The sequence below is a fragment of the Methylobacterium sp. PvR107 genome, assembly GCF_017833295.1.
In the GTDB taxonomy this organism is placed as follows: domain Bacteria; phylum Pseudomonadota; class Alphaproteobacteria; order Rhizobiales; family Beijerinckiaceae; genus Methylobacterium.
In genome coordinates, this window is the sequence record NZ_JAFIBW010000001.1 from 6,312,851 (window position 1) to 6,338,913 (window position 26,063).

The 26,063-nt window shown below is 66.4% G+C and carries 23 protein-coding genes, 1 tRNA gene and 1 pseudogene; 9 read left to right on the forward strand and 16 right to left on the reverse strand.

Annotated elements, in window-relative coordinates; translation table 11 throughout:
- Positions 1 to 1,410 carry a malonyl-CoA decarboxylase gene (locus JOE48_RS29825; protein ID WP_210035433.1) on the reverse strand — a complete coding sequence of 470 codons (1,410 nt, stop codon included), beginning with the start codon at positions 1,408 to 1,410 and terminating at the stop codon, positions 1 to 3.
- Positions 1,411 to 1,660: 250 nt separating this feature from the next.
- Complete coding sequence (locus tag JOE48_RS29830; RefSeq protein WP_210035435.1) at positions 1,661 to 1,852, reverse strand: hypothetical protein; 192 nt, start codon at positions 1,850 to 1,852, stop codon at positions 1,661 to 1,663.
- Between the two features lie 356 nt (positions 1,853 to 2,208).
- Here JOE48_RS29830 and JOE48_RS29835 point away from each other — a divergent pair, with 356 nt between their 5' ends.
- Positions 2,209 to 3,384 carry an MFS transporter gene (locus tag JOE48_RS29835; protein WP_210035437.1) on the forward strand — a complete coding sequence of 392 codons (1,176 nt, stop codon included), beginning with the start codon at positions 2,209 to 2,211 and terminating at the stop codon, positions 3,382 to 3,384.
- Here JOE48_RS29835 and cobD read toward each other — a convergent pair.
- Positions 3,377 to 4,411, reverse strand: coding sequence for a threonine-phosphate decarboxylase CobD (gene cobD / locus JOE48_RS29840; protein ID WP_210035439.1), 1,035 nt, complete (start codon positions 4,409 to 4,411; stop codon positions 3,377 to 3,379). The genes JOE48_RS29835 and cobD overlap by 8 nt on opposite strands.
- On the opposite strand from cobD, the gene cbiB reads away from it, so the two are divergent.
- Both cbiB and JOE48_RS29850 read left to right on the forward strand, forming a co-directional pair.
- On the forward strand, positions 4,403 to 5,398 hold the full coding sequence (gene cbiB, locus JOE48_RS29845) for an adenosylcobinamide-phosphate synthase CbiB (RefSeq protein WP_210035440.1): 996 nt from the start codon (positions 4,403 to 4,405) through the stop codon (positions 5,396 to 5,398). The genes cobD and cbiB overlap by 9 nt on opposite strands.
- Before the next feature lie 173 nt (positions 5,399 to 5,571).
- Complete coding sequence (locus tag JOE48_RS29850; protein WP_210035441.1) at positions 5,572 to 6,486, forward strand: NAD(P)-dependent oxidoreductase; 915 nt, start codon at positions 5,572 to 5,574, stop codon at positions 6,484 to 6,486.
- A gap of 7 nt (positions 6,487 to 6,493) precedes the next feature.
- Here JOE48_RS29850 and JOE48_RS29855 read toward each other — a convergent pair whose 3' ends face one another.
- The 5 genes from JOE48_RS29855 to cobU form a co-directional block, all read right to left on the reverse strand.
- The gene (locus JOE48_RS29855) at positions 6,494 to 6,670 is read right to left on the reverse strand and encodes a hypothetical protein (RefSeq protein ID WP_210035442.1); all 177 of its coding nucleotides are present in this window, start codon (positions 6,668 to 6,670) and stop codon (positions 6,494 to 6,496) included.
- Positions 6,671 to 6,771: 101 nt separating this feature from the next.
- Positions 6,772 to 8,118, reverse strand: a complete 1,347-nt coding sequence (locus JOE48_RS29860; RefSeq protein ID WP_210035443.1) for an MFS transporter — start codon at positions 8,116 to 8,118, stop codon at positions 6,772 to 6,774.
- Between the two features lie 78 nt (positions 8,119 to 8,196).
- The gene (locus tag JOE48_RS29865; protein WP_210035444.1) at positions 8,197 to 9,639 is read right to left on the reverse strand and encodes a cobyric acid synthase; all 1,443 of its coding nucleotides are present in this window, start codon (positions 9,637 to 9,639) and stop codon (positions 8,197 to 8,199) included.
- Positions 9,640 to 9,662: 23 nt separating this feature from the next.
- On the reverse strand, positions 9,663 to 10,265 hold the full coding sequence (gene cobO / locus JOE48_RS29870) for a cob(I)yrinic acid a,c-diamide adenosyltransferase (protein ID WP_210035445.1): 603 nt from the start codon (positions 10,263 to 10,265) through the stop codon (positions 9,663 to 9,665).
- Positions 10,262 to 10,804: a bifunctional adenosylcobinamide kinase/adenosylcobinamide-phosphate guanylyltransferase gene (cobU, locus tag JOE48_RS29875; RefSeq protein WP_210035447.1), complete on the reverse strand. Its 543-nt coding sequence runs from the start codon at positions 10,802 to 10,804 to the stop codon at positions 10,262 to 10,264. Before cobU ends, cobO begins: the two co-directional genes overlap by 4 nt.
- Positions 10,805 to 10,910: 106 nt before the next feature.
- Here cobU and JOE48_RS29880 point away from each other — a divergent pair.
- The 3 genes from JOE48_RS29880 to JOE48_RS29890 all read left to right on the forward strand — a co-directional run bounded on the left by JOE48_RS29880 (position 10,911) and on the right by JOE48_RS29890 (position 12,725).
- Positions 10,911 to 10,986: transfer RNA gene (locus tag JOE48_RS29880), tRNA-Glu, on the forward strand.
- A gap of 301 nt (positions 10,987 to 11,287) precedes the next feature.
- On the forward strand, positions 11,288 to 12,469 hold the full coding sequence (locus JOE48_RS29885; RefSeq protein ID WP_210035449.1) for a DUF6538 domain-containing protein: 1,182 nt from the start codon (positions 11,288 to 11,290) through the stop codon (positions 12,467 to 12,469).
- Positions 12,441 to 12,725: a hypothetical protein gene (locus JOE48_RS29890; RefSeq protein ID WP_210035451.1), complete on the forward strand. Its 285-nt coding sequence runs from the start codon at positions 12,441 to 12,443 to the stop codon at positions 12,723 to 12,725. Before JOE48_RS29885 ends, JOE48_RS29890 begins: the two co-directional genes overlap by 29 nt.
- 125 nt (positions 12,726 to 12,850) lie before the next feature.
- On the opposite strand, the gene istB is transcribed toward JOE48_RS29890, so the two are convergent.
- The 6 genes and pseudogenes from istB to JOE48_RS29920 form a co-directional block, all read right to left on the reverse strand.
- Positions 12,851 to 13,675, reverse strand: coding sequence for an IS21-like element helper ATPase IstB (gene istB, locus JOE48_RS29895; protein WP_053611553.1), 825 nt, complete (start codon positions 13,673 to 13,675; stop codon positions 12,851 to 12,853).
- Positions 13,672 to 15,156, reverse strand: a complete 1,485-nt coding sequence (istA, locus tag JOE48_RS29900) for an IS21 family transposase (RefSeq protein ID WP_409518549.1) — start codon at positions 15,154 to 15,156, stop codon at positions 13,672 to 13,674. The genes istB and istA overlap by 4 nt, the downstream gene beginning before the upstream one ends.
- Before the next feature lie 256 nt (positions 15,157 to 15,412).
- Positions 15,413 to 16,246, reverse strand: a pseudogene (locus tag JOE48_RS29905) (IS3 family transposase); the annotation flags it as partial.
- Positions 16,210 to 16,560, reverse strand: coding sequence for a transposase (locus JOE48_RS29910; RefSeq protein ID WP_210035452.1), 351 nt, complete (start codon positions 16,558 to 16,560; stop codon positions 16,210 to 16,212). The gene JOE48_RS29910 and the pseudogene JOE48_RS29905, both read right to left, overlap by 37 nt.
- Positions 16,561 to 17,336: 776 nt before the next feature.
- The gene (locus JOE48_RS31120; protein WP_210035453.1) at positions 17,337 to 18,029 is read right to left on the reverse strand and encodes a DUF1353 domain-containing protein; all 693 of its coding nucleotides are present in this window, start codon (positions 18,027 to 18,029) and stop codon (positions 17,337 to 17,339) included.
- A complete protein-coding gene (locus JOE48_RS29920; RefSeq protein WP_210035454.1) occupies positions 18,002 to 21,424 on the reverse strand; it encodes a caspase domain-containing protein in 3,423 nt (1,140 codons plus the stop codon). The genes JOE48_RS31120 and JOE48_RS29920 overlap by 28 nt, the downstream gene beginning before the upstream one ends.
- 546 nt (positions 21,425 to 21,970) lie before the next feature.
- Here JOE48_RS29920 and JOE48_RS29925 point away from each other — a divergent pair.
- Entirely contained in the window at positions 21,971 to 22,549 is a 579-nt protein-coding gene (locus JOE48_RS29925) for a hypothetical protein (RefSeq protein WP_210035455.1), read from the forward strand.
- 501 nt (positions 22,550 to 23,050) lie between these two features.
- Here the strand turns inward: JOE48_RS29925 and JOE48_RS29930 are convergent.
- Both JOE48_RS29930 and JOE48_RS29935 read right to left on the reverse strand, forming a co-directional pair.
- A complete protein-coding gene (locus JOE48_RS29930) occupies positions 23,051 to 24,637 on the reverse strand; it encodes a transposase (RefSeq protein ID WP_210035456.1) in 1,587 nt (528 codons plus the stop codon).
- A 13-nt stretch (positions 24,638 to 24,650) separates the two neighbouring features.
- Positions 24,651 to 25,301, reverse strand: a complete 651-nt coding sequence (locus JOE48_RS29935) for a zinc ribbon domain-containing protein (protein WP_312893432.1) — start codon at positions 25,299 to 25,301, stop codon at positions 24,651 to 24,653.
- Positions 25,302 to 25,324: 23 nt separating this feature from the next.
- On the opposite strand from JOE48_RS29935, the gene JOE48_RS29940 reads away from it, so the two are divergent.
- Both JOE48_RS29940 and JOE48_RS29945 read left to right on the forward strand, forming a co-directional pair.
- Positions 25,325 to 25,537, forward strand: coding sequence for a hypothetical protein (locus JOE48_RS29940; RefSeq protein ID WP_210035459.1), 213 nt, complete (start codon positions 25,325 to 25,327; stop codon positions 25,535 to 25,537).
- Positions 25,538 to 25,642: 105 nt separating this feature from the next.
- On the forward strand, positions 25,643 to 26,062 hold the full coding sequence (locus tag JOE48_RS29945) for a hypothetical protein (protein WP_210035461.1): 420 nt from the start codon (positions 25,643 to 25,645) through the stop codon (positions 26,060 to 26,062).
- Position 26,063: the final 1 nt, after the last annotated feature.

Here is a 26,063-nt window from a genome sequence, read left to right on the forward strand (position 1 = left end):
TCAGGCCTCGGCGAGCACCACGGCCCGCGGCGGCGGCAGCTTGGCGCGCAGCTCCCGGGTCACCGCAGGCGCCGCGACCACGGTGCCGAGATTGGCGTAGGTCTCGTGGTTCCGCTCGATGGCGGCGAGGTCGTAGAGGTAGTTGACCATCAGGCCGTGGGACTGCGCGAGGCCCTTCCTGGAGGTGTCGCCCAGGAAGTTGATCCGGTCGAGGCGCGCGCCGTTGCCGAGATGGAACCGGGCCACCGGGTCGAGGGGGCGCCCGCGCTCGTTCTTGGCGCGCAGGAAATAGGCCGCCGCCGCCGGGATCAGCGCCCGGCGCACCGTCTCGGCCCGGGCCTTGTCGGCGGGCCAGTCCGGATCGTCCAGCGCCCGCAGGGTCTCGACATCTTCCGGCAGCAGGCCCTGCGGACTGTCGGCGCGGCGCTCCCGCGCCAGCCACGCGGCGAAGCCCGGGACCGGCGACAGCGTCACGAAGGTCTTGAGCGTGGGGATCTCGCGGGTGAGATCCTCGACCACCTGCTTGATCAGGAAGTTGCCGAAGGTGACGCCGGCGAGCCCCTTCTGGCAGTTCGAGATCGAGTAGAACACCGCCGTGTTGGCCGCCTGCGGCTGCAGGGGCTTGCGCGCCTGCGACAGGATCGGGGCGATTGCCGGGGCGATCTCTCCGGTGAGCGCCACCTCCACGAAGATCAGCGGCTCGTCGGCCAGAGCCGGGTGGAAGAACGCGAAGCAGCGCCGGTCCGGCGGCTCGATCCGGGCGCGCAGGTCGTCCCAGTCCGCGATGGCGTGGACCGCCTCGTAGCGGATGATCTTCTCCAGGATATGCGCCGGCGTGGTCCAGTCGATGTGGCGCAGCACTAGGAAGCCGCGGTTGAACCACGAGGCGAACAGGTGCTCGAAGTCGCAATCGAGGCTGTCGACCGCATCCATCAGGGCCGGGTCGGCCTCGTCGCCGGCGCGCAGCGCCCGGCGCAGATCGAACAGGTCCTCGCGCATCCGCACGAGGCTGAGCGTGCCGCCGCGGGCGAGGTTGAGGCGGCGGATCAGCTCCTGGCTGCGCGGCTCGGCGGCCTCGTGCAGGCTGCCGAGCCGCGCGCGCGACGGGGCGGCCCGGTAGGCGGCGATCGCCGCGTCGACGGCGGCGTGGTCCGCGTCGAAATCGAGCGCGATGGCACGCAGGAATGCGTGGCGCTCGGCCTGGCCGAAACTGGCGTAGCGGTCGAGGATCAGGCGGGCCAGCGCCACCCCGGAGGCCTCGCCGCGCCGGGAGATCAGATCCTCGCACAGCTTGACGAGGTCGCCGGCGCTCGCCCGGGACGCGATGTCGCCGCGCCCGATGCCGATCAGGTCGCGGCCGCGCTCGCTGATGGTCTGAAGCAGGTCGCCGAAGAAGGAGATCGCCGCCATGACCCTTGCACTGACCCCCGTCGGTTCGGACCTAGAGCGCCTCCGGCCCCGCGACGCCGGCTCGTCGATCGGAGGCGTGCGGAACCGGGTGCGTGAACCGCCGGCCCTCCGTGGGGAGGCCGGATCAGCGCCCCGATCCTGGACGACAGTCTACGGCGGCGCGCCGTCCACGACCAGAGCTTGAGCGTCCCGGACGGTGGGAGTCCGCATCCTGTCGGGCCGGTATGAAGGTCCCGTGACGGGCTGCGGCTCAGAGCCGCTCGGCCACGGTGGCGAGGTCGGCCCGTTCCCGCCAATCGCCGACGCCGTGCTGGCGGGCGAAGCGGAGCTCGGCGGCGCGGCGGGCGCGCTCGGGATCGCGCGCCCGTGCGATCTCGACCGAGCCGATCGTGAACGGCACGCCGAGGATCTCCTTGGCGAAGTCGACGCGGTAGTTCGGCATTCCGTACTCCCTGCTGCGGCGGTCCCGGATCCGTCCGCACGGAACGAAACCGCCCTTTCGCTCGTCATCCGATGCGGAACCTGGATCGGCTCGACGCCTCGGACGTGACCTGCGGCGGCCGCTCGCGTGCGGACGGCCTCAGCCGCATCGTTCGCATATGGTGCGGTGTCGGAGCGGGTGAAGGGTCTGCGGCGTGATGGAGCGTGCCGGCAGGAATGCGCTGCCGCGGCTTGCCGGGCGGCGCGCTCTGCCCGTATCGCTCGCGCCCTGCCCCATTCTCCCTGCTAGTTTCTCCCGGACACGGACCCGACCATGGCCTTCCCGCGGCGGCGCGCCTGCCTGTTCCCGATCCAGCCGTGACAACGTTCCTCGACGCGAAGGCCCGGCTCGGCCTGACGCTGATCGCCGGCGGCGCCGTCGCCAACATCTACTACAACCAGCCGCTGCTCGGGCTGATCGTTGCCGAGTTCGGCGACCGCGCCGCCCTGTGGGTGCCGACCACGGCCCTGGTCGGGTACGGGCTCGGCATCGTCGGGCTCGTGCCGCTCGGCGACGCCCTGCCGCGCCGCGCCCTGATCGTCGGGCAATGCCTCGGCCTCGCCGTGGCGCTGCTGGCGGTGGGCCTCGCCCCGAACCTCCCGAGCCTCGCGCTCGCCCATCTGGTGGTCGGCGTGCTGGCCTGCGCGGCCCAGCAGGCGGTGCCGTTCGCGGCCGAGCTCGCGCCGGATGCGACCCGCGGGCGGATCGTCGGCCAGGTCATGACCGGGCTCCTCACCGGCATCCTGCTCGCCCGCACGGCGAGCGGCTTCCTGGGGGCGCATCTCGGCTGGCGGCCGGTCTTCCTGGTCGCGTCCGTGCTGGCGCTCGCCATGGCGGGTATCGCGCGGGCCACCCTGCCCCGCACGGTGCAGACGCACCCGCTGCGCTACCGCGCCCTGATGCTGTCGATCCTCCACCTGGCCCGCACCCAGCCGGTGCTGCGCACCGCGAGCCTGTCGCAGGCGCTGCTGTTCGCCGGATTCAACGCCTTCTGGGCGACCCTCGCGCTGCTGGTCGAGGGGCCGCCCTTCGGGCTGTCCGCCGCCGGGGCGGGGCTGTTCGGGGTGATCGGCGTCTGCGGTGCCTTCGTGGCGCCGATCTCGGGCCGCTTCACCGACCGGCGGGGGGCGAAGCCCGTCGTGCTCGGCGGCAGCCTGCTGGTCGCCCTGTCCTTCCTGGTGCTCTGGGCCGGGGGCACGTGGTCGCTGATCGCGGTCGCGCTCGGCGTGCTGCTCATCGATATCGGCATGAACGGGGCGCTCATCGCCAACCAGACCCGGGCCTACGCGCTGGTCCCCGGCGCGCGGGGGCGCATCAACACCGTGCTGTTCACCACCCTGTTCGTGTTCGGGGCACTCGGCGCCTATGCCGGCTCGCAGGCTTTCCTGCTGTTCGGCTGGGCGGGGGTCTGCGCGGTCGGCCTCGTCTTCTCGGCGCTCGCCGTGATCGTGGCGGCCCGCGATCCACACCCGCCGGGCGTGCAATCTACCTGAGCACCCGCGACAGCCGGCACCAGGCCGCCTTCCCGGCCGGCAGGCCGAACCGGAGGCGCTCCGGGCGCTCGGCGAAGCGCCGCACCGCGATCCCGGACGCCGCGAGCCGCCGGTAGAGGTCCGGCCCGTCGGGGAAGTCGGCGGTCCGGAACAGGCTGGTGCCGCCGACGATCCGGCCGCCGCCCCGGGCGATCATCCGGTCGAGGCGGGCCGCGTCGGCCGCTCGGTCCCGGGCGGCCGACGCCCGCCACTCCGCATCCGACAGCGCCGCGCGCCCGATCGCCAGGGCGGGACCCGACACCGCCCAGGGGCCCAGCGCCGCGGCGATCCGGTCCGCCGTGGCGGGATCGGCGATCGCGAAGCCGAGGCGCAGGCCGGCGAGCCCGTAGCTCTTGCCGAAGGAGCGCAGCACCACGAGGCCCGGCGCCAAGTCCGGTGCGGAGACGTGGGGGCACAGACTCGCCACCGGCTCCAGATCCGCGAAGGCCTCGTCGGCGACCAGAAGGCCGCCGCGCGCGCCGAGCGCTTCGGCGAGCGCCCGGCGCTCCGCCAGCGAATGGGTCCGCCCGTCCGGGTTGTTGGGATCGACGATCACCGCCACCCGGGCGTCACCGAGCCCCGCGACGGTCGAAACCTCGTCCACCGCGTGGCCGGCCCGCGCCCAGGCGGCGGCGTGCTCGGCATAGGTCGGCCCGAGCACCGCGACGCGGCCCGGCGCCAGGAGCCGGGGCAGGGTCTCGATCAGGATCTGGGTACCAGGGGCGGGCACGACGTGGTCGGCATCCGGCGCGCCGTAGGCCGCGGCGGCCGCCTCCCGGAGCGCCCGGACCTCCGCGGCCCCGGGCAGCCGGGCCCAGGCGCTGGCCTCCACCGGCGGGACACGATACGGGACCGGGTTGATCCCCGTCGAGAGGTCGAGCCAGGGCTCCGGCGCATCGGGATAGGCCATTCGCAGGCCGCCGAGATCGCCGCCATGCGCGATCGGGGCGACCTCACGCGCGGGAACGCTCCACACCGAATGGTCCATCTGCCCGGTACGTTTGCCGACACGCTCGCCGTCCTCGCCGTCGCCCTCGGGATCGAGGCGGCGGCCGGCTATCCGGACGCGCTCTACAGGGCCGTCGGTCACCCTGTCACCTGGATCGGCCGGCTGATCGCCGCCCTGGAGCGCGGCCTCAACCGCGGCTCCGACCGGCGCCGTCGGATCGCCGGCTGCGTCGCGCTGGCGCTGCTGCTCGCCGCGGTGGGCCTGCCCGCCCTCGCCGTCGCGGCCCTGGCGGGACTCGCGGGCCACCTCCCCGCCGTGCTCCTCCTCGGCCTGATCTGCGCGAGCCTGCCGGCGCAGCGCAGCCTGCACCAGCACGTCGCCGCCGTGGAGCAGGCCCTGCGGACCGGCGGCCTGGAGGCCGGGCGCCGGTCCGTGGCGATGATCGTCGGACGCGACCCCGAGCGCCTCGACGCGCCGGCCGTCTGCCGCGCCGCCATCGAGAGCCTCGCGGAGAACTTTTCCGACGGGATCGTGGCGCCGTCCGTCTGGATCGGCTGCCTCGGCCTGCCCGGGGGCGCCCTCTACAAGGCGATCAACACCGCCGACAGCATGATCGGCCACCGCAGCCCGCGCTACGCCGCCTTCGGCTGGGCTGCGGCCCGGCTCGACGACGGCGTGAACCTGCCGGCCTCGCGGCTCGCCGGCCTGCTGATCGCCGGGGCGGCGGCCCTGCGCGGCGCCGACGCCCGGGGCGCGCTCCGGGCGATGATGCGCGATGCGCGCCATCACCGCTCGCCCAATGCCGGCTGGCCGGAAGCCGCCATGGCCGGGGCGCTGGGCCTGCGCCTCGCGGGGCCCCGGATCTACGACGGCACCCTCGTCCCCGACGCCCATATGGGCGACGGCCGGGCCGAGGCCACGGCCGACGACATCGCCGGGGCGCTGGCGCTCTACCGGACGGCCTGCTGGCTCCAGGGGGGGCTCGTCCTGACGCTCCTCGTTCTCTGCCTGTCGCTCACGGGCTGAGCCGTCTTCGCGAGCGCCGCGAAGCAACCCGGCCGCGCCACGCAGACGGAGGGCCCCCAGCCCTGGCTTGCTTCGCGGCGCTCGCAAACACGGCGCACCGTTCAATCGGGCCTTGGCACGGCCCGCGCACCGGACGCATCGTGGCCGGACGGGGCTGGATGAGGGAGACGCCGATGCGCGCTGTATTCGTGGATGCCAGCGAGACCCTGGCGGCGGTGGCCCGGCGGCTGCTGCGGCCGGACGATCCGCCCTTCGCGATCCACGCGGATCCCGGCATCACCCCGCAGGACCTGCCCCCGATCCTGGACGGGGCTGAGATCGCGGTGATCGACCACACCGCCCTCCCCGGCGACGTGGCCCGGGCCTGCGCAGGCCTCAAGCACGTGGTGTTCCTCGGCACCGGCGCGCGCAGCTACATGGACCCGGAGGCGCTCGCGGCCGAGCGCGGCATCGCGGTCCACACCATCAAGGGCTACGGCGACACCGCGGTCGCCGAATGCGCCTTCGCGCTGATGTGGGCCGCCGCCCGGGGCCTGCCCGAGATGGACCGGGCGATGCGCGCCGGATCCTGGCTGCGCACGGAGGGCATCCAGCTCACCGGCAAGACCGTCGGCCTCGTCGGGTTCGGCGGGATCGCCGCCGAGATGGCGCGGCTCTGCCGCGGCATCGGCATGCGCGTGCTCGCCTGGAACCGCACCGAGCGGACGCATCCGGATGTCGCGTTCGTCGCGCTCGAGCACCTGCTCGCCGAGAGCGACGTGGTCTCGCTCCACCTGCTGCTGACCGACGCGACCCGCGGCTTCCTGTCGGCCGCGCGGATCGCCGCGATGAAGCCCGGCGCGATGCTGATCAACACCGCCCGCGGGGCATTGCTCGACGAGGCCGCCCTGGTCGAGGCCCTGCGCAGCGGCCATGTCGCGCGGGCCGGGCTCGACGTGTTCACGGTCGAGCCGCTGCCGGCCGATCACCCGCTGGCGGCCCTGCCCAACGTCACGCTGTCGGCGCATTCGGCGTTCCGCACGCCCGAGGCCAGCGACAACCTGATCGGCGCCGCCCTCGACCATTGCCGGCGGATCGCCGCCGGCTGACGCGCGCTCAGTGCTCGGTGCCCGGCATGTTCGGGCGCGGAGCATCGCCGTGATGGTGGATCAGGCTGGAGCGTTCCGGGCTGCCCTTCGCGTCGGCGACCTGCTTGCGCGCCGCAGCGGCCAGAAACCACACGCCACCGAGCGTGCCGAGGGCGAGAATCAGTAGCGGGAATCCCTGGCTCATCGCGGTGCCCTCCTCGGCAGAGTCCCGCAGCGTCGCGGGTCCGCATGATCGTGCCGCGTGTTCCGGCGTGAGGAGGGATAACGCACGAACCCGTCCCGTGTTCAGGCGGGCCGCGCCCCCGTCGGAACTGCCCGCCGCGCCGCATCCCGGCGCAGGGCCGAGAGCACCACGAACATCAGGCCGGCGCCCACGGCCAGGCAGGCCGACAGGAACAGCATCGGCACGAGATTGCTCTGCGTCTGGTCGCGGATGAACGGTACGGCGTTCTGCGCGACGAAGCCGCCGAGGTTGCCCACCGAGTTGATCGCCGCGATCCCGGCGGCCGCCGAGGCGCCGCGCAGGAAGGTCCCGGGCATCGACCAGAAGACCGGCTGGGCCGCGAAGGTCCCGGCGGCCGCCACGCACAGGCAGGCGAACTTCACCGCGTTGCCCGGCAGGACGACGCTGAGCGCGAGCCCGGCCGCCCCGACCAGAGCCGGCCCGACCACGTGCCAGGTCAGCGCGTTGCCCTCCGCGCCGGTGCGGGCGGCGTGACGCGGGACCCACCACAGGGCGAAGGCCGTGGCCATCCAGGGAATGATGTTGAGGAAGCCGTTGGTCAGGTTCGAGACGCCGAAGCCCTTGACCACGGTCGGCAGCCAGTAGCCGAGGCCGTAGGCGGCCAGCGGCAGCGAGACGTAGACCCCGGCGAGCATCAGCACGCGCCGGTCGAGGAGCGCCGCGAACGGGTTGCCGTGGTCGACATGGCCGCCATCCTCGCGCTCGGCCCGGAGCGTCCGGGCGAGCCAGTCGCGCTGGGTCTGCGACAGCCAGGGCGCGGTCTCGGGCCCGTCGGGCAGCACCACCAGCACCACCGCGGCCATGAGGATCGCCGGCGCGCCGGTGGCCAGGAACACCCATTGCCAGCCCTGGAGGCCGAGGAGCCCGTCGAGACCGAGCAGCGCGCCGCCGATCGCCGCGCCGATCGCGTTGGCGATCGCGCTGGCGATCATGAACCAGCCGATCATGCGGGCCCGGTGTCCTTGCGGGAACCACAGGGTCAGGGCGAACAGCACGCCGGGGAAGAACCCGGCTTCCGCGACCCCGAGCAGGAAGCGCAGCACGTAGAACATCGTTGTGCCCTGGGTGAAGCCGAGGAGCACCGTGACGATCCCCCAGGTGATCATGATCCGTGCGAACCAGATCCGCGCACCGACCCGTTCGAGGAACACGTTGGCCGGCACCTCGAACAGGAAGTAGCCGATGAAGAACAGCGAGGCCCCGAGCCCGTAGGCGGTCTCGCTGAGGCCGAGGCTGCCGACCATCTCCAGCTTGGCGTAGGAGACGTTCTGCCGGTCGATATAGGCGATCAGGTAGAGCAGGCCGAGCAGCGGCATCAGCCGCAGCGTCACGGTGCGCACGGTGCTCGCGGCGAGATCTTCCCCGACGGGGGATGGCGTGGGCGGCATGGGGCGTTCCTCCGGGCGCGTGCGGCCCTTCGGGGCGGGACCGGCATTACACAGAGTTATCCCTGGCTCAGGCCGCGTCTACCGGGCAAGCGCCAGCAGGCGGTCGCAGTCGACATGGGCCGCGATGTGTCGCGCGAGGCCGTCGAGCGCCGCCTCGACGCCGGCCTCGTAGCCGGCGCCGTCCGAGGCCGTCCCGAGGCGCGCGAGCCAGGCCGCCCGCTGGGCGTCGTCGGCGAACAGGCCGTGGACATAGGTTCCGGCCACGCGCCCGTCCGCCGAGACCGCCCCGTCCAGGCGCCCGTCGGCGAAGCGCAGCAAGGGGCGGGCCGCGTCGGGACCCGCGGTCATGCCGATATGCATCTCATAGCCCGAGAACGGCACGGCATCGGGCAGGCTCGTGCCGGTGACCGCGGCGAGGCGCTTGGCCGGGGTCATCACGGTCTCGACGTCGAGGAGCCCCAGGCCCGGCACCGTCCGCGGCGCGCCCTCGATCCCGAGCGGATCGGCGAGCGTGCGCCCGAGCATTTGATAGCCGCCGCACAGGCCGAGCACCCGGCCGCCCCGCCGAACATGGGCGCGCAGGTCGATGTCCCAGCCCTCGGCACGGAACCGGTCGAGGTCGTCGATGGTGGTCTTCGAGCCCGGCAGCAGCACCAGGGCAGCCTCCGCGGGGATCGCCGTCCCCGGATGGACCAGCACCACCGACACGCCGGGCTCGGCCCGAAGCGGATCGAGATCGTCGAAATTGGCGATGCGCGGCAGCACCGGCACCGCCACCGTGACGGAACCGGGCCGGCGCGATTCCGAGCCCGCGAGCCCCAGGACGTCCTCGGCCGGCAGGCGTGCGGCGTCGGGGAAGTGGGGCACAAGGCCGAGCGCCGCCCAGCCGGTCCTCTCGGAGATCAGCCGCATGCCGTCGGCGAACAGGCTCGGATCGCCGCGGAAGCGGTTGACGAGGAAGCCGGCGATCAGCGCGGCGTCCTCGGGATCGATCACGGCCTTCGTGCCGACGAGGCTCGCGATCACCCCGCCCCGGTCGATGTCGCCGACCAGCACCACCGGCGTGTCGGTGGCCCGGGCGAAGCCCATATTGGCGATGTCGCCCGCGCGCAGGTTCACCTCGGAGGCCGAGCCCGCGCCCTCGACGAGGACGAGATCGGCGTCTTCCGCGAGGCGTGAGAAACTGTCCAGGACGGCGGACATTAGCCGGGGCTTCCAGGCCTGGTAGTCGCGCGCCTTCACGGTCGCGACCATCCGGCCCTGCACCACCACCTGGGAGCCGACCTCGCTCTGCGGCTTCAGCAGGACCGGGTTCATGTGCACGGAGGGCGCCACCCGGGCGGCCCGGGCCTGGAGCGCCTGCGCCCGGCCGATCTCGCCACCGTCGGCGGTGACGGCGGCGTTGTTCGACATGTTCTGCGGCTTGAACGGCCGGACCCTCAGGCCCCGCTCCGTGAAGGCGCGCGCCAGCCCCGCCACGATCAGCGACTTGCCGACATCGGAGCCGGTGCCCTGGATCATCAGGGCCTTTTTCCGCAACGGGCTCAGAACTCGATCCCTTCCTGCGCCTTCACGCCGGCGGCGAAATGGTGCTTGACGCTGCCCATCTCGGTGACGAGGTCGGCGGCCTCGATCAGGGCCGGCTTGGCGTTGCGGCCGGTGACGACCACGTGCAGGTCCGGCCGGCGGCGCGTCAGCGCGGCCAGCACCGCGTCGAGGTCGAGATAGTCGTAGCGCAGCGCGATGTTCAGCTCGTCGAGGACGAGCAGGCGGATCGCGGGATCGGCCATCAGGCCTTCGGCGACGGCCCAGGCATGGCGGCAGGCGGCGATGTCCCGCGCCTTATCCTGGGTCTCCCAGGTGAACCCCTCCCCGAGGGTGTGCCACGCGACCCGGTCGCCGAAGGCCGCCACGGCGTGGCGCTCGCCGGTGTCCCAGCCGCCCTTGATGAACTGCACCATGCCGACCCGCCAGCCGCGGCCGAGCGCCCGCAGCATCAGCCCCAGAGCCGCCGTGCTCTTGCCCTTGCCGGGGCCGGTATGGACGAGGAGCAGGCCCTTCTCGAGGGTCTTGCCCGCCACCTCGGCATCCTGAACGGCCTTGCGCTTCTCCATCTTCTCGCGGTGGCGCGCGGCATCGTCGCTCATGCGGGGACTCCTTCGAGGGGGGCTTGCGGCTTCACGACCAGCGGCAGGCCGGCCACGGTGAGCACGACCCGGTCGGCGCGGGCGGCGAGCGTCTGATGGAGGCGGCCGGCCGCGTCGCGGAAGCGCCGGGCGAGGGCGTTGTCGGGCACGATTCCGAGCCCGACCTCGTTGCCGACCAGCACCAGCGGACCCCGCGCAGCGGCGCAGGCGGCGAGCAGCCGCTCCGTCGCGTCGGCTATGTCGGCCTCCGCCAGGATCAGGTTGGTGAGCCAGAGCGTGAGGCAATCGACGAGGACCGGCCCGTCGGACGCGGCGACCGCTTCCGGCAGGGCGACCGGCACGTCGCGGGTGCGCCACGCCCCGACGCGCCGGGCGCGGTGCTGGGCGATGCGCGCGACCATCTCGTCGTCGAAGGCCTGCGCGGTGGCGAGATACAGCCACGGGCCGGGGCAGGCTTCGATCAGCCCCTCCGCGTAGGCGCTCTTGCCGGACCGGGCCCCACCGAGGACGAGGGTCATGCGAGGGGTGGGCTGGGGCATGGTCCTCCATCGCCGCAACCCGGCTCGCGGTCAAACCTGGTTTCTGCCGTGCATGAGCGGTTGCCGGCCGCGTCTGCTCCGACTATAGAACGCCGGCCCAACCAGTGCGCCCTTCGTCTAGCGGTCCAGGACGTCGCCCTTTCACGGCGAAAACACGGGTTCGATTCCCGTAGGGCGCGCCAACAAAATCAAGCACTTAGCTTGGTTGTTGTTGAAGTTGCGAGACTGCGTACGGAAAATATACGGAAAAGCCGTCACGGCTCGCCAGGGGTCGCAACTGATCTCACATGTTCCCAGATCCTGGTGTTTCGCTAGGAGATCGAGACCACCAGCCTACGAATCTGGGGGTCAGAGGTTCGAATCCTTTCGGGCGCGCCACTCACCGCTTAACGCGTTGTGATCTCAGAAACTGTTGGTTTTCAGGTGCTTGCCCCTCGGCGCGTGCTACACTCGCGTGCTACGGGACCAGGTACGATGGGCCGCATGGAGTTCGTCCAGCGCCGCGCCGGCCGTTACGAGTTTCGCTATCCTCTGCCCGACGATCTTGCGGGCAAGCCCGTCCCGCATTTTTGCTCGGACGCGTTGGCCCCTCTGGTCAATGCGCGCGCTGGCCGCTTCAAGACCGAGCTTGTCCGCTCCCTCCAGACCAATGACGGCCGCACTGCCGACCGGCGCGTCCTCCCGCACATTGCCGAGGTGCATGGTCTCGTCGATCTGGCCCGACGCTTCCTCCGCGATGGACCGGAGGCCAGCATCAGCCCTGATCAGATCGCTGCGATAGCCCGCGACCATGAGATCCACCTGCTCGGCGTCGACGAGGCGATCCGGGCGAAGGGGATTGGACTCGATATGACGCGCGAAGACGGTCAAGGAGCCCACGATGGGTTCGGCATGACCGGCGATGACCTGGGTGCCTACCGGACGCTTGTCGCAGAGCTGGATCGTTACACCCGGCAGCAGGCCGCACAGATGCGGCCCGGCGAGTCCACCAGTTCGTTCGTCAACCGTGCCGTCGAAGCCCGCGGATTTGTCCTGCACCCGGACGATCCGGCTTGGCGGCAACTCGACCTCGCCTTCGTCAAGGCCCAACGCAGTGCCCTCGCCGGCATCAGGGCGCGGCTTGATGGCGACGAGGTGCCTGCACCGGAGCGAGTCAGCGAGCCGACCGGCATGGTGTTGACCACGGCCCTGAGGCTGTGGGCGGAAGCTGGCAGCGCAGGGGCAAGGAAACCTCAGCCGTCCTCCATTGCTGAAGCCGAACGGGCCGCGCGGCGCTTCGTCGAACTCCACGGCGACCTGCCGATCACCGCTGTCACCAAGACTCACGCACGTGCTTTCCGGGATGCGCTTGTGCGGTTGCCAAAGGCGCTTCCAGCTCGCCTCGGGCGGCTGCCGCTGCCATTGCTGCTGCAAGAGGACCTCGGCAAGTACCCCCGGCGCAATGCGCAAACGGTCAACAAGACCCTGGCCCTCCTAAGCGGCGTGCTCGCCCGGGCCGAACGCGATGGCCCTTTCGAGGCGCTGCCCGCTTGGGTGAACCCGTTTCACGTGGGCTTCGATGTCGCCCCGGCCGAACGCGATCCCTACGAGCCCTTCAGCGCCGCCGAGCTGCAGCGCCTGTTCGCCTCCCCTGTCTTTGAGCGAGGCGAGCGCCCTCTGTGGTAAGGGTGAAGCGGCCTACTGGTTCCCCCTGATTGCCCTGTTCAGCGGCGCGCGACGCACCGAGATCGCGCAGCTCAAGATTGGGGATATCCGTCAGGGAGATGGCGGGATCTGGTACCTCGACATCACGAACGAGGGTGCCGATCAGAACCTGAAGACGGTCTCATCAGCCCGCTCGGTGCCGGTACATCGCGAGCTGATCCGGCTTGGGTTGCTCGACGTGGCAACGACGCAGGCAAAGCTATATCCGCCATTGTAGCGCGGCGATCTGGATGAGATGTCAGCGACAATCAGGATGAGTGACCGGTGTCGCGGCGGGTTGATGATGAGCGGGTCGATCGACCGGCGCAAGGTGGCGTCGGGTCAGGTTCGTGTCGCGGAGCGTCACGCATCGGCAGTTTTGATTGTCGCGCGAGTTGGCGGTCGACCAGGACCGCGTTTCCGATCCAGGGCCGTGCGACGCCGGTAGCTCTCGACGTTCATCTCGAAGATGGTGGCATGGTGCACCAGCCGGTCGACGGCAGCGAGCGTCATGGCCGGATCGGGGAAGATCCGACCCCACTCGCCGAAGGGCTGGTTGGCGGTGATCATCAGGGAGCGGCGCTCGTAGCGGGCGCTGATCAGCTCGAACAGCACGCTCGTTTCGGCTTGGTCCTTGGTGACGTAGGCGAGGTCGTCGAGGATCAGCAGGTCGAAGCGGTCGAGCCGGCCGATGGCCGCCTCCAGGCCGAGGTCGCGCCGGGCGACCTGCAGCTTCTGGACGAGGTCGGTGGTGCGGGTGAACAGCACCTTGAAGCCGGCCTCGACGAGAGCGAGCCCGATCGCGGCGGCGAGATGGCTCTTCCCACCGCCAGGTGGACCGAACAGGAGCAGGTTGGCCCCCTGCGCCAGCCAAGCGTCGCCGGCGGCGACCGCCATGACCTGAGCCTTCGAGAGCATCGGCACGGCGGCGAAGTCGAAGCCATCGAGCGTCTTGCCGGGTGGCAGGCGCGCCTCGGCGAGATGACGCTCGATGCGTCGTCTGTCGCGCTCGGCCAACTCGTGCTCGGCCAGCGCCGCGAGGAAGCGGGCGGCAGGCCAGCCCTCCTTGTCGGCCTGTTCGGCAAAGCGGGGCCAGACGGTCTTGATGGTCGGCAGGCGCAGCTCACCGAGCATGATCCCGAGCCGGGCGGTGTCGACCGCGGTGGTGGTGCGGGCCAGGGCCTTCATGCCGCCCCTCCCGTCGTGACGCCGTCGAGGAGGCTCTCGTAGCTCGCCAGCGAGCCGAGGGCGACGTTGACGTGAGGGATGGTAGCCGGATCGGGTGCGAAGCGGGCACGCAGGACGGCTAGATCGGGCAGGCGCTTGGCGGCCAGTTCGACGGCCAGGCATTCGGCGAGTTCGGCCTCGCAGCCGCGGTCATGGGCCAGCGCAAGTAAATCGACGGCGATGCGGCAGGCCTGCCGTTCCGGAAGCGCGGCGCGCAGGGACTCAAAGGCGTGCCGGTAGGGTGCCCGCGGGAAGAGCCGGTCGCGGTAGACGAGGTTGAGCAGCGCCATCGGCTTGCGCCGGAGGGCGTGGATGACGTGGTGGTAGTCGACGACCTGATCGTGCCGTCCGTCCGGATGAGCCCGCCCCCGCGGCAGGGTGAAGAGGTGGGATCCGCCGACGAAGACGTCGAGGCGGTCGTCGTAGAGGCGCACGCGCAGGGTGTGGCCGATCAGGCGCGAGGGCACGGTGTAGAACACCTTGCGCAGGCGGAACCCGCCGGCCGAGGAGACGCGCACGCTGACCTGCTCGTAGTCGCACGAGCGCCGCTCGGGCAGCCGCGCCAGGACAGCCCGCTCGCTGTCGATGCGCTTAGCTTGGCGGGCGTTGCGGCGTCCGACGAGCTCGTCGACGAAGGTGCGGTAGGCGGTCAGGTCGGGGAAGTTGGTGCTGGTGCGCAGCAGGAGCGCATCGGCGAGGGCCCGCTTGAGGTGGCCGTGCGGGCCCTCCACCGAACCGTTCTCGTGGGCGAGGCCGGCGTTGTTGCGGGTGGGCGTCATGCCGTAGTGGGCGCACAGGGCCTCGTAGCGGCGGGTGAGATCCTCCTGGGCGGCCTCGTCGAGGTTGCGGAAGGCGGCCGAGAGGCTGTCGGTGCGGTGCTCGCGCGGCACGCCGCCGAGAGACCAGAGGGCATTCTGCAGCCCTTCGGCGAGCGCCACGAAGCTCTCGCCGCCGAGCACGACGTGGGCGTGCTCGAAGCCGGAGTAGGCGAGCCGGAAGTGGTAGAGCCGATGGTCGAGGCGCAGCCCAGCGATGCTGACGCCGAGATCGGCCATGTCGGTAAAGTCCGACAGTCCCATCCGCCCGGGCTCGTGGGTCTGACGAAAGATGACGTCCTGGTCGGCTCCGTGCACGGCGCGCCAAGCCCGGATACGCCGCTCCAGTGTCCGTCGGACCCCTTCACCGAGATCGGGATGACGGCGCAGGATCTCCTCGAAGACGGCCACCGGCCTCAGGCCGGGCGCGGCTTCGAGCAATGGCACGATCTCGGCCTCGAACACCTCGGCGAGGGGATCGGGCCGACGCCGTCCGCGCGGGGTCTTCTTAGCCGAGGGCAGACGCGGATCGGCGGCAATGCGATGGCCGGTGGCGGGACTGAAGGCGGCCTTGGCGGCGGCCGCAGCGACGCTGTCGCTCTGACGGAACTGCATGAAGAGCCTCATCTGGTGATCGGTCACGTGGCGGCCGGGCACGGGCAGGCTCCTCAAACTGAGGACGACCCGCAGCTGGCCCGGTGGCCGCGATCACCAGACGACGTGCCCCTGAAGGTCACGCCGACGCCGATCCGATGCCTCCGGTCGGGCTCTGCCCTCCTTGCGTCATCAGATCGGCGGTTCCTCTCATCTTGATTGACGCGCTGGTCTCATCCTGATTGCCGCGCTGCACCGCCATGGAGTGGGCCCCTGATGATGGGCACGATCAGGCGGCGGTTTTGACCGTCTGCCGGGCGTGTTGCTCCTCGAACTGCACGGGGCTCAGGTACGCGAGGGCGGAGTGCAGCCTCTTGGTATTATAGACCTCGTCGATGAAGCGCGGTAGCTCGGCTGCCACATCGGCGAAGGTCTCGAACGCCATCGGGTACACCCCCTCGACCTTGAGCGTCTTCATGAAGCTCTCGGCCTTGGCGTTGTCGTAGGGATTGCCGCGCCGGCCCATCGAACCGACGATCCCGTGCTCGACCAACGCCTTCCGATACGCCTCGGCAGCGTATTGACTGCCGCGATCCGTGTGGTGGGTCAGTCCCGGTGCCGGCCGACGCCGCTCGATCGCCGCGTGCAGAGCCGCGAGGGTCAGCCGGGCGTCGATCGACTGGCCGAGCGCGTAGCCGACCACGCGCCGGGACCAGGCATCCAGGATGATCGCGACGTAGACGAAGCCGCCCATCACCGCGACGTAGGTCAGATCCGCGACCCAGAGCTGGTCGGGCCCATTCGGCACGATGTCCCGGGCCAGGTTCGGGAAGATCGGGCTCTCGTGGTCGCTGTCGGTGGTCGTGACGTAGCGGCGCCGAACACGCGGCTGCAGGTCATGCGCGCGCATGAGACGACGGACCTTCTTGTGATTCACCCGCCATCCCTGCTGGCACAGGGCCGCCTGGACGCGACGCCAGCCGTAGGCTTCGAACGCGTCGCAGATCGCCGCCATCGCCTCGACGAGGGCGGTGTCGTCGGCAGCCCGCGTCGGAGCGTCGTAGTAGGTGGAGCGCGCCAGACCCATCAGCCGGCATCCCTCAGTGACGGAGAGGCTGCCGGGCCGGTGATCACGGACGTAGGCCCGCTTCTCGGCGGCAGTCCCTGACGCAGAGCCCCTTTTAAAAACTCAAGCTCAAGCGCCTGCCGGCCGACGAGCCGTTCGAGCGCGGCGATGCGCGCCTCGTAGGCTTGAATCGTGTCGGCGGCGGCCGCATCGTCGTCGAACGCGCCGGTCTCGTACTTCTGCACCCAGACCCGCACGAGGTTGCGCGAGAGATCGTGGCGCTTGGCCAGGCCGTGCAGCGTCTCGCCGGACAGGTACTCCTGCGCGACCTGACGCTTGAACGCGACGCTGTGGGAACGGTGTCGTGCCATGGTCTTCATCCTTCGAAGACCCGGCCATCCGGTCAATCAGCCCTGCCCAATCCGTCCACCCCGAGGGGCCCACTCCACCAGCTGCGCCACTCTGGCCCGCATTTGCCCCGCCCATCGACCCAAAAGCCAAAGCGTGGACCAAGTGGTTCGGGCGCTACCTCGGCGTCCACGTCGTCGATCACTCTGCCAAGACGTTCCATTCGTTTCGTCACACTTTTAAGCGGGCCTGCCGCGACGCGGGATTGAGCGAAGAGGTGCACAACGCCCTGACAGACCATGCCGGCGGCGGGGTAGGTCGCCGTTATGGGCGTGAGCGACGCGCCGACGGGACGATTGACTTTGGGATCTCGCTGGCTCGACTTCAGACCGAGATCGATAGGGTGGTGTATCGCGACGTCGCATTTCTACAGGCTGGCGGCGCTGTAAGCCGGCCTGAAGCTGGTGGTTGAGCGGGATGCGCACGAACTTGCCGCGCCACCCATAACTGCTGAATGCAGCTAAATCGTAATCCGGCCAGCCGGAGCAATCCACCATTGGGCTAAAGTGTAACTGATAGTTTAGGTGCGAGCTGATTCTCTGATTCATGTCCCGCGATCTTCATGCCAAGATCAGCCGCGCCTTTATTTAGTCTACGGTGTTGCTCGCCTTGTCACGTCAGGTCGAGCCCATCATCAACGGCTACGAACCGCTGCAACGTCCGGCTATCACGCGGCGGAAGGTGAACAATAATCACCGTACTAGATGTGCATGAGCTTAATGTTCAACGATTACCAATATCAGCGCGGCGGGTCGGCAAAGACCGTTCTGTCTTTTTTCCATTCAGCCCACGTGATACGTGGGTCCTCTGGCAATTTAGCTAAAAAACGCTGCTCCCCTAACACTTTCAACCGCTTATTTGCTTCCCAAGCTGATCCGCCGAACGTTCTCACGGCCCTGAAAATGATATCTACAATTTTATTATTAATTTTAAAATCTTGCATACAAGCTTTGAATACTTCGTCGCACTCGTGCCTTGGCCGGCCCTGCGTCCAATAAAGATAGTCGTGAATCACAGCTGCATAAGCGTACTCGCCATCGGGTCGTAGAAGCGAGTAGAATGCGCGCGGAATGCTTGCAAAATCTGTCACGAAACCTGTTGGTACGTCCACAGGCTGGAGCGGGGCACTTTCGTGATCCGGACGCCAGCCAACTGATTTGGTCAAGGCCCACATCGGCTCTTTGAAGCGGTATACGTATAGTCCACCGACAGGATCGCGCGCGCCAGTACCGGACCAAGCGTCCATCCATGCCTGCATGCTTTTTATGCGAGCAGGCTGCGCCGCTGACAAAGGAAGTCCAACCTTAAACTGCATGCCCAGTGCTGCACCGACAATTGCAACGCTGGAGATTGATACGCGTCTTGTCAAAGATCCAGGAACCTGCTTCTCGCGATGATCCGCGTTTAGTTCAATGATTGACTTCCGACCCACACCGACCTCCTAAGCCAAGGCGTTTGCTTTCCGTTTGTCTGTGCAGCAACTACCCGTCTAACCTCCGCATACAATGCTTCAATCGACAAAGGGGAATCCAAGGTGGCAGAGCCCGGAAAGGAAGTGCGCTTCAAAGCGCCTAAAATTGCGTTTGTAAAGGCGCCCCCGCCCCAGCCAGCGTTCTCGAGACTACTCTGCCGTCCTTTAGACGACGAGATGATAGTCACGTTTCGATCCGTCGAAGCCAGCTCTTCTGATCCCACGTCTTGTATGGCGCCCGCTGAATGGCAAGCATCTAGAAATACGAAGACCCGACCGTGAGCGCGATGTAAGGCTGCAGATAAGGATCCAAATGATATTTCTTCGGCCGGACCATTTGTTTCCTTGCTAGGAAGTATTATCGAAAAACCAGAGGGCCCATTCATTCCGTGAGTAGCAAGAAAAAGCACCAGTGTATCTCTGAGGCCTGTCGCATCAGCAGCTTTTTCGATCTCACTTAGTAGTCTAGCTCTATCCGTATTTGTTCCAGTGAGGACCTGAGCGTCGTAACCATTATATGCCGGCGCGATCCATTGCTTGATTCCTGCTTCAAAACGCTGGGCATCTTTGAAAGCAAATGCCAGATCGCCGACCGTGGCGGTTTGCACTCGCGCACGGTTGAATTTGTCTGAACCAAAAGCGACAATATTCAGACGACTCGCGTACGGATCACGACTTACGAGAAAAGATCGGACTAAGCTGCGCAGCTGTCGTCCATCTTCCACAAAAAAGCTAATCCAACGTCCATGAAATTCTTTCTCTATTGGTAGTTCGATCTTAGCATCCGCGCCCGACAGTGGAACAGTTTTAACGAGCCTTCCATCTACCGATATCTGCAACTTAGCTAGTGTGCCAAACGCGTGAGCCTCCAGGGCATAAATGCCGTCTCGCTTGTGTGCAGAAAGCGTTGGCGGGACAAGGCCGGCTGGGGGGCTGCCATCGCCGTACTCCCCAATGAGCCGCTTGCGAGAGAGTCCAGGCTGTTCAAGCTTGCTTCGAAATTGATCCAAAGTGAAAAGACCCGGACTGCCTGGCACTCGAACATAAACGTACGACGCGCCTTCGGGAGTCGCTTCAAAAGCAAGGCTTCTATCGTAGAGTACTAATTCGTCATCAACATAGCGGCCGAATAGGATCTCAGAGTTGTTGCTGAAAGAATTTACTGAAATATGTCCACTGTTATTTAGCTGGACTACTGCGGCAGAATTGGAGGTTATGGACATAGAATGCAAGTCCAGAGATTCCCTGACGTTATCCAAATTGTATAAAAATTCCATTGAAGGCAGACGAAAGACCGCCCCTTTCGAAGCATCTCTTGAAACGATGATGAGATATTGATTGTCCGCTACATTTACATATAACGTCGGAGTTTCCGCGAGTCGAAGTGCATTGCCAAGAGACAAGCGAGCGGCGTCGAGCCCCTGAACGGGCGACGTCTCGCCGCCCGACGTTGACGATGCTGCCAACCTTCTAAACCGAAGAGGTAGCTTGGTATCGGATGGAATGAATAGTGAGATAATATCTCCGTATCTATCGGGGGCTGTTCCACAGTAATCAAATTGCTGGAAGATAAATAGAACGCCAGTCGGAAGCTGCGCGCGCCAAGCGCTTTGTAGCCGATCTGCGCTGATAATCGCCGGTTCCTCTACATCTGTATCCTCGTTCCATCCCTTGACCTCTCTACCGCGATTGCATGCGCCAAATCTGCCATATTCACGCGTGAATAAACGGTCTTCACCTCCGAGCGGAATGTTCTTTTTTGTCAAAAGCATTGGCTTTCGCGAGGCTGAGGTTTCCGCCAGAACTTTACGAACAATTTTTAGGGCGGACTCGGTTTGTTTGTCGTAGTCATCACCGGTAAATTTAGCGGGTCTAAATTGCTCTGGCTGTTTATTAGGTAGCAACTCTATGCCGAACTGCGCGATAGATTCAGCCGCTCTCTCGAAGTAGGACTTCGGCGACACTCTTGTATTTCCAACTTCGACAACTCTTCTGACCACTCGTCCGCTTGCTTGTCTTTCTGACAGTGCTCGAGAGTCCTTAAACTTTTGCTGCGCGGCATGATTATTTAAGATCTCCCGTTGCGCTTTGACATTTCCATTCCAAACGTCAAAGAATACGAAAGTTATCTTATCGGATAGCTCCCATGTAAAACTGCCGAATCCATTGGCGTCACTCGGAATTTCGAGCTTATCATCTACGATAGCATTATCTGCGAATTTTAGGAGGTATTTCGGTCGCCGCGGTTCAGGACCGCGGTCATTGGGATCTTGCTCCTCCCAAAATTTTATCACACTGGGAGAGGCGGCAACTTCGACCAACGAGGACTGAAACAAATCTTGGTCAGACGCTTGAACAGTCAGGCTATCCAAGTCTAGCAGGAGTGAGGTTGAGCCAAATGCCTGGCAAGCGTTGCAGCTTATTGAGGCAGAGAAAATGTTGCGATCGTCAACAAGCGGCACTGTCACACCGACCGCGCCTTTCCGACCATACCCAAGCAGAAGGAGTGAGTCCTCGTTCAACCAGCCTGCTACAATGACACCTCCAAAGTCCCCTTGTTCAAGAGTTGAGGACGCAAATATGGTTTTCTGGGCTATAATATCAACAATCTCCAGACGCTTAGAGCCATCGAAAGACGTCACATAACGGCCTCGACTAGAAAAACGTGGGGAGCTTCCTGCGTGACTCACTAAAACGTCGCCGGTCGCCGCGTCGAAAACCTCATAACGGTCGCCATAGTCATAGAGCAAGTATCGGCCTGTATCGGACTCTTGGATATTTTTCGGAGACCCCTCTGTGAAGCGGTTTTGCGTTACGAGCTGCGGCCGACCCGGCTGCACGTTGATCTCAAGGCTACCATGCGCAACTGTAACTTGCTTGCAAATGGAAGTTTCGCTCTTTGGCAATCTTACGATCTGCCAATACAATACTTGCGGTCCGGGTTCATAAAAAGTTACGTCAAAAACGCCGTTGATATTTGAAAGATGACCAGACACCGGGATAACGACACGAGTCCTGTCTTCGAGTCCTTTTATCGAACGGGGAGCGCGCGAGCGTGGTGGCAAAGCGACAAAGCCTTCTCCTTTGAATCGGACAAGCTCTGACATTGCTACTACAAGATACATATCGTCATTCAAAGTTTGATCGCGCAAGTTCCACGTAATCTTTGACTCTTCCCCAGACAAAGGGTTGCCATCCAATGCCTTAATATTTGGATTGATATCTGGCTCAATTTGAGTGATTGCCTCATCTACTCTGCATGGCAGCTGTATCTCTCGGCTAGAAGCATTCTCAAGCATCAAAATAGGTAATATTAAAATTCCGATGATTGCGGCAATCAGCCTGCCATTCCACATCGGTAGGTCCTCTTGATTGTCATTTCGTGAGTATGGAAGCACAGATCATGAAAATTTACAATCGTTGCGTGCCGGCGCCCTGTTCGAATCGTGATGGCAGCTGTATCAGAGGTTATAAAATAGACAGATACGGTGGTTTGGATCTTTGACACTAAATTTGGATATTGGCATGGCTGGTCCAGATTGGCACCGGTCGCCAATCCATCTGATATGGGTTGGCAGATGCTCGCCCAGAGTAACCCTTATCTAGAGCTTGCCTCGATAACCGGAGACTGCTTGGCCATCGGCTTGGAAGCCGTTTCGCAACGTGCAGCTGGCTGCGCACATCTTTGGGTCTGAGTACAGCGGTTAGCCATCCGAACTCCGGCCACTATCGGCTTGGGCTTGTCTGCGACTTGGGACTATCAGCGCCGGATCCAGTCTGGGGCTTCGGCGAGGCAAAGATCGCCCATGAGGGCTGGGGCGGTCTTCTCGTGGCGGGTTGCCATTGCGCACCGCTCTTTCAGCTGTGTCGGGAGGCGCTCGACCATGTTGCGGTTGTTGTAGGTGCAGCTGGCCGATGCCTACGAGAGCCGCATCGCCGCCAAGTTCGAGCTGATATACGCAATCGGTACCATTGCGATCGAGACGGGTTTTCTGCCCTGGAAGGCAAGCCTGCCCCGGCGCGTCGTGAAACTCCTCTACCGCCGGGCGCTGGCGGCCCTGCAGGACGGCTGCCCGGTCCAGGCGCTCGTGGCCCTGCGCGACGCCCTAGATGACGCCGCGGTGTTCCCCGCCATCAGCACGGCGACGGAGCTGATCCTCGACGGCCGGACGGCCGGCTTCCGCTTCAGCAAGGTGGGTGACGATTTCGTGGCCATCCGGCAGGAGTGTCTCGGAGCGGTTCTGGGCGAGATCACGGAGCCGGCGATGTTGATCGGTGCCCTGGAGGAGGCAGGCGTGATCGAGGCGGGCCACGGAAACCGGCGCGGCAAGCAGGTCCACGTCCGGCTCGTCAACCGCGCGAACGGCCGCATCATCGCAAAGCCGCGCTGCCTGGTGATGAAGGCGACCGCGCTGGCCGCATTCCTCGAGGCGGCCGGGCGGGGCCGCCGCAGCGGCGAGGACGCCATCGTCGTCGCCTGAGGCTGAGGCCATAACAGTATCCCCTGCGGCCTTCGCGGTCACAGGGGATGCACACGATAAGCTCTCCTCGTTTCAGTCTGGCGGGCACCTCCCTGCCGCGCGAAGGCGGGATAGTTGTCGACGCTCACGCGTCCATGATCCGCGCGACTCTGGCTTGATGACGCAGCCTGCGCGGACGAGTTCTCGGTGTAGCGGTGCCACGCCAATGTGCTACACTGGCGCTACGAGCTGAAGGAAAAAAGCCCGATTTATCAAATGTCTGAGCTGCTATGCGCCGAATCCTTTCGGGCGCGCCATTCTATTTTCACCGCACAAAAATCGCCTAAGACCTTGAATGGCCAGGTCATATCGGGCGTTCTAAATCCCTTGCAGCGCTTGTAGCGAAGGCGATGGACAAAGGTGAGTTTAAGCACCGCGCGGCGGTCCTCAAGCCGGCCCGTACTCCATAAATTCCAAGGACTTGCGAGGAAGGCGAGGTAACCGGGGCAGATTGCCGGGCGGTCAGACCGTTGCGGCGTTTCTGACGAGATCCGGTAGGGACGGGATCGCGTCACCGTCCGGGATCCCAAGGCGGTCACCGAGGTAGCGGAAGAACGAGATCCCGAGCTTGGCACAGGTCTTCATCAGGCCGAGCATGACGTCGCGGGCGGTGCGGCCGGCCTCGCTCATCGTCCCGCCCGAGATCTTCCGCTTGGTCACGCAGGCGCGGATGTCGTTCTCCGAGCCGTTGGTGTGGAGCGGGATCTCGGGCCGCTCCAGCACGCGGAGCAAGGCGGCCTTGTGCCGGTGCAGGCGGGCGAGCAGCCGGTCGAGCATCACTGCGCCGGTGCGGCGTGTGAAGATCCGGTCGAAGCGGGCGCGCAGGGCGCGGGCTCGTTTGGGGCAAGGGGCGCGGGCCCAGGCCTTCAGGTCGGCATAGAACCACCAGATCAGGGTGCGGGTGAGCGCGATGGCCTTGCGCTGAGCCGCGGTCGTCGGGATCAGCGTGTGGACGAGACGCTCGGCATGAACCCAGCATAGCGCATGGGGACCGACCCGGAACTGACCGGCCCCGTCCGAGACCACGACCGTGTCGGGCATCAGACCATGATGCCGGATCGCACCCCACAGCGCGCCTTCGGTGGCGACCTGCACCGGGTCGGGCGTGACCGCGCGTGCATCGAAGCCAAGGGCAGCCAGATGCGCCTGCCAGGCCGGGGTATCCGGGAAGGTCCGGGTCGGATGGGCGGCGAGCGCCGCCAGGAAGGGCCCGGCCAGCGCGCGGGTGCGCATGTAGGCCAGCGCCGCGTCATTGACGACGAAGTCGCCGTGACCAGCCCGCAGCAGCGCGAGGAAGTTCAGGCGCGACTTGGACGCGGTGGTGCGGAAGGCGGTGAAGCGTGCATCGCCGATCTGCGTGGTCACGCCGTCCGTCCGCGCGTGCCGCGCGGCGGTGTCGTCGACGCTGATCCAGGCCGCGCTCGCGAGACCGGCGCGCAGCACCGCCTGCTCCTCGGCGACAAAGGGATCGCGCGGGCCGCTCAGGAGGCGGACCACCTGCCGCTTGGAGATCATCAGGCCGAGCCCGGACAGCATCGCTGTCAAGCGCTCGCTCGTGACCTGCCCCTGGACATGAGCCGCCAGGAGGAAGCGGCGCAGATGCGGCCCGAACCCGCCGACGATCCCGGGCGGCAGCGCGGCCACGACGCTCATCCCCGACGGCGTGGACCACCGCTCGCGCCGGTAGCGGATCACGACCGCCTCCAGCACGAGGTCGCGCACCACGACATCCTCAAAGCCTTTGAAGCGCGAGCCTGGCGGAACGGCAGCCTTGAGCAACACCTCGCGCGTGATCACGCCCCGCTCGTGCACGGGCCCGCGCCGCCGCTGGCCCGGTTTGGCCTGCGCCCGCTCGCTCGCCTTCTCCATCCCGGACGGGGTTGGCCGCGTCGGCGGGCGCGGTGGTAAGCCCTTCAGCCGCGCGACCTCGTCGCGCAAGGCCCGGTTCTCGTCCGTCAAGGTGCGGACCTGACCGATCAGGTCAGCGACAAGCCCGCGAAGTTCGCTCAGCGGGAGGGCATCCAGGCCATCGGGATCCGGCAGCGCCATGCCGGGTGTTGAATCACGCCACGGCCAAACCGCAAAACGCCACCGCCCGGATATCTGCCCCGGTTACGAAGGCGAGGCCCGTTCTAAGTCGTCGGTCCAAGTCGCCTCGTGGCGCCGCCCCGTTCTCGATCTTTTCGCGCAAGAGCAGCTTGTCGCTCTCTAGCCGCTGCACCTTTTCTTCCAAGGCGCGCATGACAGCCGGGACGGTCGTCTCGACAATCCGCTCGACAGCCTGCTCGATCTGCTCCTCGACCGTGGCGAGGCTCGCCTTTAGCGCCTTGGTCTGACCCGCGACGTTCGCCTGCTTCCTGTGCCATAGCTCCTTCATCATTGCGGTCGCCACAGCGAACAGCTGGGGCTGCGGCTCGGCACTCTTGAGCAGCGTCTCGAACGCGCCCTCGATCACGTCGCGGCGGATCGCCTTGCCGTAGCTGGCGCAGCCCTTCTTCGGGCATTGGTAGTAGGGATGGCGCTGCTTCTGCGCGCTGCCGCTGATCGACCAGCAGGCCGTCAGGGGCCCTTCGCAATCGTCGCACAGCACGAAGCCGCGCAGCGGGAAATCCTGGCTGAGATCGGTGCGGTAGGTGATGCGCAGGCCGTTAAGACGATCCTGGATGCGCTGGAAGCGCGAGCCTACGGGCAGGCTATGTCGGTGCCTGGTGATTCACGTCCCTGCCGATCGCGCGTATGATCTTTGCCGGTGGTCCAGCCCACTGCAGCCTCATGAATGAGCAACTCAAACAGCACCTGCCTAAGCTCGAAGAGCTGGCCGCCGACGTCAAAGACCTTGTCTGGGATGGTGATGAGGCGAAGCTGCGCGAAGAAGCCGGACGGCTGGCCTTATCCGTTCTGGTGCTGATGAGAATCCTGCAGACGCAGCAGCGACCAAGCGAGCCTTGAGCAGGGCTGTAGTGGCCGAGGCGGCGAGCTGGCGGAGGGGCGACGGGCAACTGTGATTGAGACGGTAAGCCGCCGATAAGCACCCCCAACCCACGGCGCAAGGTCATGACGGCGGAGGAGTTCTGGGCCCAGCCCAAGGATGCCTTGCCGGCCTGGATGATTGCGCGCCGCCACTACATAGAAAGTCTGAACCTGCGGCTTGGGCCGGGCGGCACGATGCGGCTGGTCGAATTGATCGGCGAAGCAGGCGGGCTCACTCCGCCAGAAGCCGAGCCATGGTTCGAGGCCGAAGCTGACACTTGGCAGCGGATCGAGCGCATTCTGTTTGCGATCCTGGATGACCGCCGCAGTTTCGGCGTCGCACTCCCGGCACATCTCGACCGGTGGATTGCCGCGCGCGATGCGCGAAGCACCTCGCTCTTCGACAGAGATGAGGGGGTACACCAAGGCCGGCGCGTTAGGGCCCCGCATCTACATTATGCCAGAGAAAAGTATGACTTTTTCACACCGGTTGTGCTAGGATAGT

Excerpts from the sequence above, each read along its gene's own strand:
- cobD (WP_210035439.1), bottom strand. The coding sequence starts at position 4,411 with ATGGACCATTCGGTGTGGAGCGTTCCCGCGCGTGAGGTCGCCCCGATC.
- JOE48_RS29865 (WP_210035444.1), bottom strand. The coding sequence starts at position 9,639 with ATGATCCAGGGCACCGGCTCCGATGTCGGCAAGTCGCTGATCGTGGCG.
- JOE48_RS29940 (WP_210035459.1), top strand. The coding sequence starts at position 25,325 with ATGATCTTTGCCGGTGGTCCAGCCCACTGCAGCCTCATGAATGAGCAA.
- JOE48_RS29860 (WP_210035443.1), bottom strand. The coding sequence starts at position 8,118 with ATGCCGCCCACGCCATCCCCCGTCGGGGAAGATCTCGCCGCGAGCACC.
- cobU (WP_210035447.1), bottom strand. The coding sequence starts at position 10,804 with ATGCCCCAGCCCACCCCTCGCATGACCCTCGTCCTCGGTGGGGCCCGG.
- JOE48_RS29945 (WP_210035461.1), top strand. The coding sequence starts at position 25,643 with ATGACGGCGGAGGAGTTCTGGGCCCAGCCCAAGGATGCCTTGCCGGCC.
- JOE48_RS29910 (WP_210035452.1), bottom strand. The coding sequence starts at position 16,560 with ATGGCACGACACCGTTCCCACAGCGTCGCGTTCAAGCGTCAGGTCGCG.
- JOE48_RS29825 (WP_210035433.1), bottom strand. The coding sequence starts at position 1,410 with ATGGCGGCGATCTCCTTCTTCGGCGACCTGCTTCAGACCATCAGCGAG.
- JOE48_RS29830 (WP_210035435.1), bottom strand. The coding sequence starts at position 1,852 with ATGCCGAACTACCGCGTCGACTTCGCCAAGGAGATCCTCGGCGTGCCG.
- JOE48_RS29920 (WP_210035454.1), bottom strand. The coding sequence starts at position 21,424 with ATGTGGAATGGCAGGCTGATTGCCGCAATCATCGGAATTTTAATATTA.
- cobO (WP_210035445.1), bottom strand. The coding sequence starts at position 10,265 with ATGAGCGACGATGCCGCGCGCCACCGCGAGAAGATGGAGAAGCGCAAG.
- istA (WP_409518549.1), bottom strand. The coding sequence starts at position 15,156 with ATGAGGCTCTTCATGCAGTTCCGTCAGAGCGACAGCGTCGCTGCGGCC.
- JOE48_RS29850 (WP_210035441.1), top strand. The coding sequence starts at position 5,572 with ATGCGCGCTGTATTCGTGGATGCCAGCGAGACCCTGGCGGCGGTGGCC.
- cbiB (WP_210035440.1), top strand. The coding sequence starts at position 4,403 with ATGGTCCATCTGCCCGGTACGTTTGCCGACACGCTCGCCGTCCTCGCC.
- JOE48_RS29930 (WP_210035456.1), bottom strand. The coding sequence starts at position 24,637 with ATGGCGCTGCCGGATCCCGATGGCCTGGATGCCCTCCCGCTGAGCGAA.
- istB (WP_053611553.1), bottom strand. The coding sequence starts at position 13,675 with ATGAAGGCCCTGGCCCGCACCACCACCGCGGTCGACACCGCCCGGCTC.
- JOE48_RS29855 (WP_210035442.1), bottom strand. The coding sequence starts at position 6,670 with ATGAGCCAGGGATTCCCGCTACTGATTCTCGCCCTCGGCACGCTCGGT.
- JOE48_RS29885 (WP_210035449.1), top strand. The coding sequence starts at position 11,288 with ATGGAGTTCGTCCAGCGCCGCGCCGGCCGTTACGAGTTTCGCTATCCT.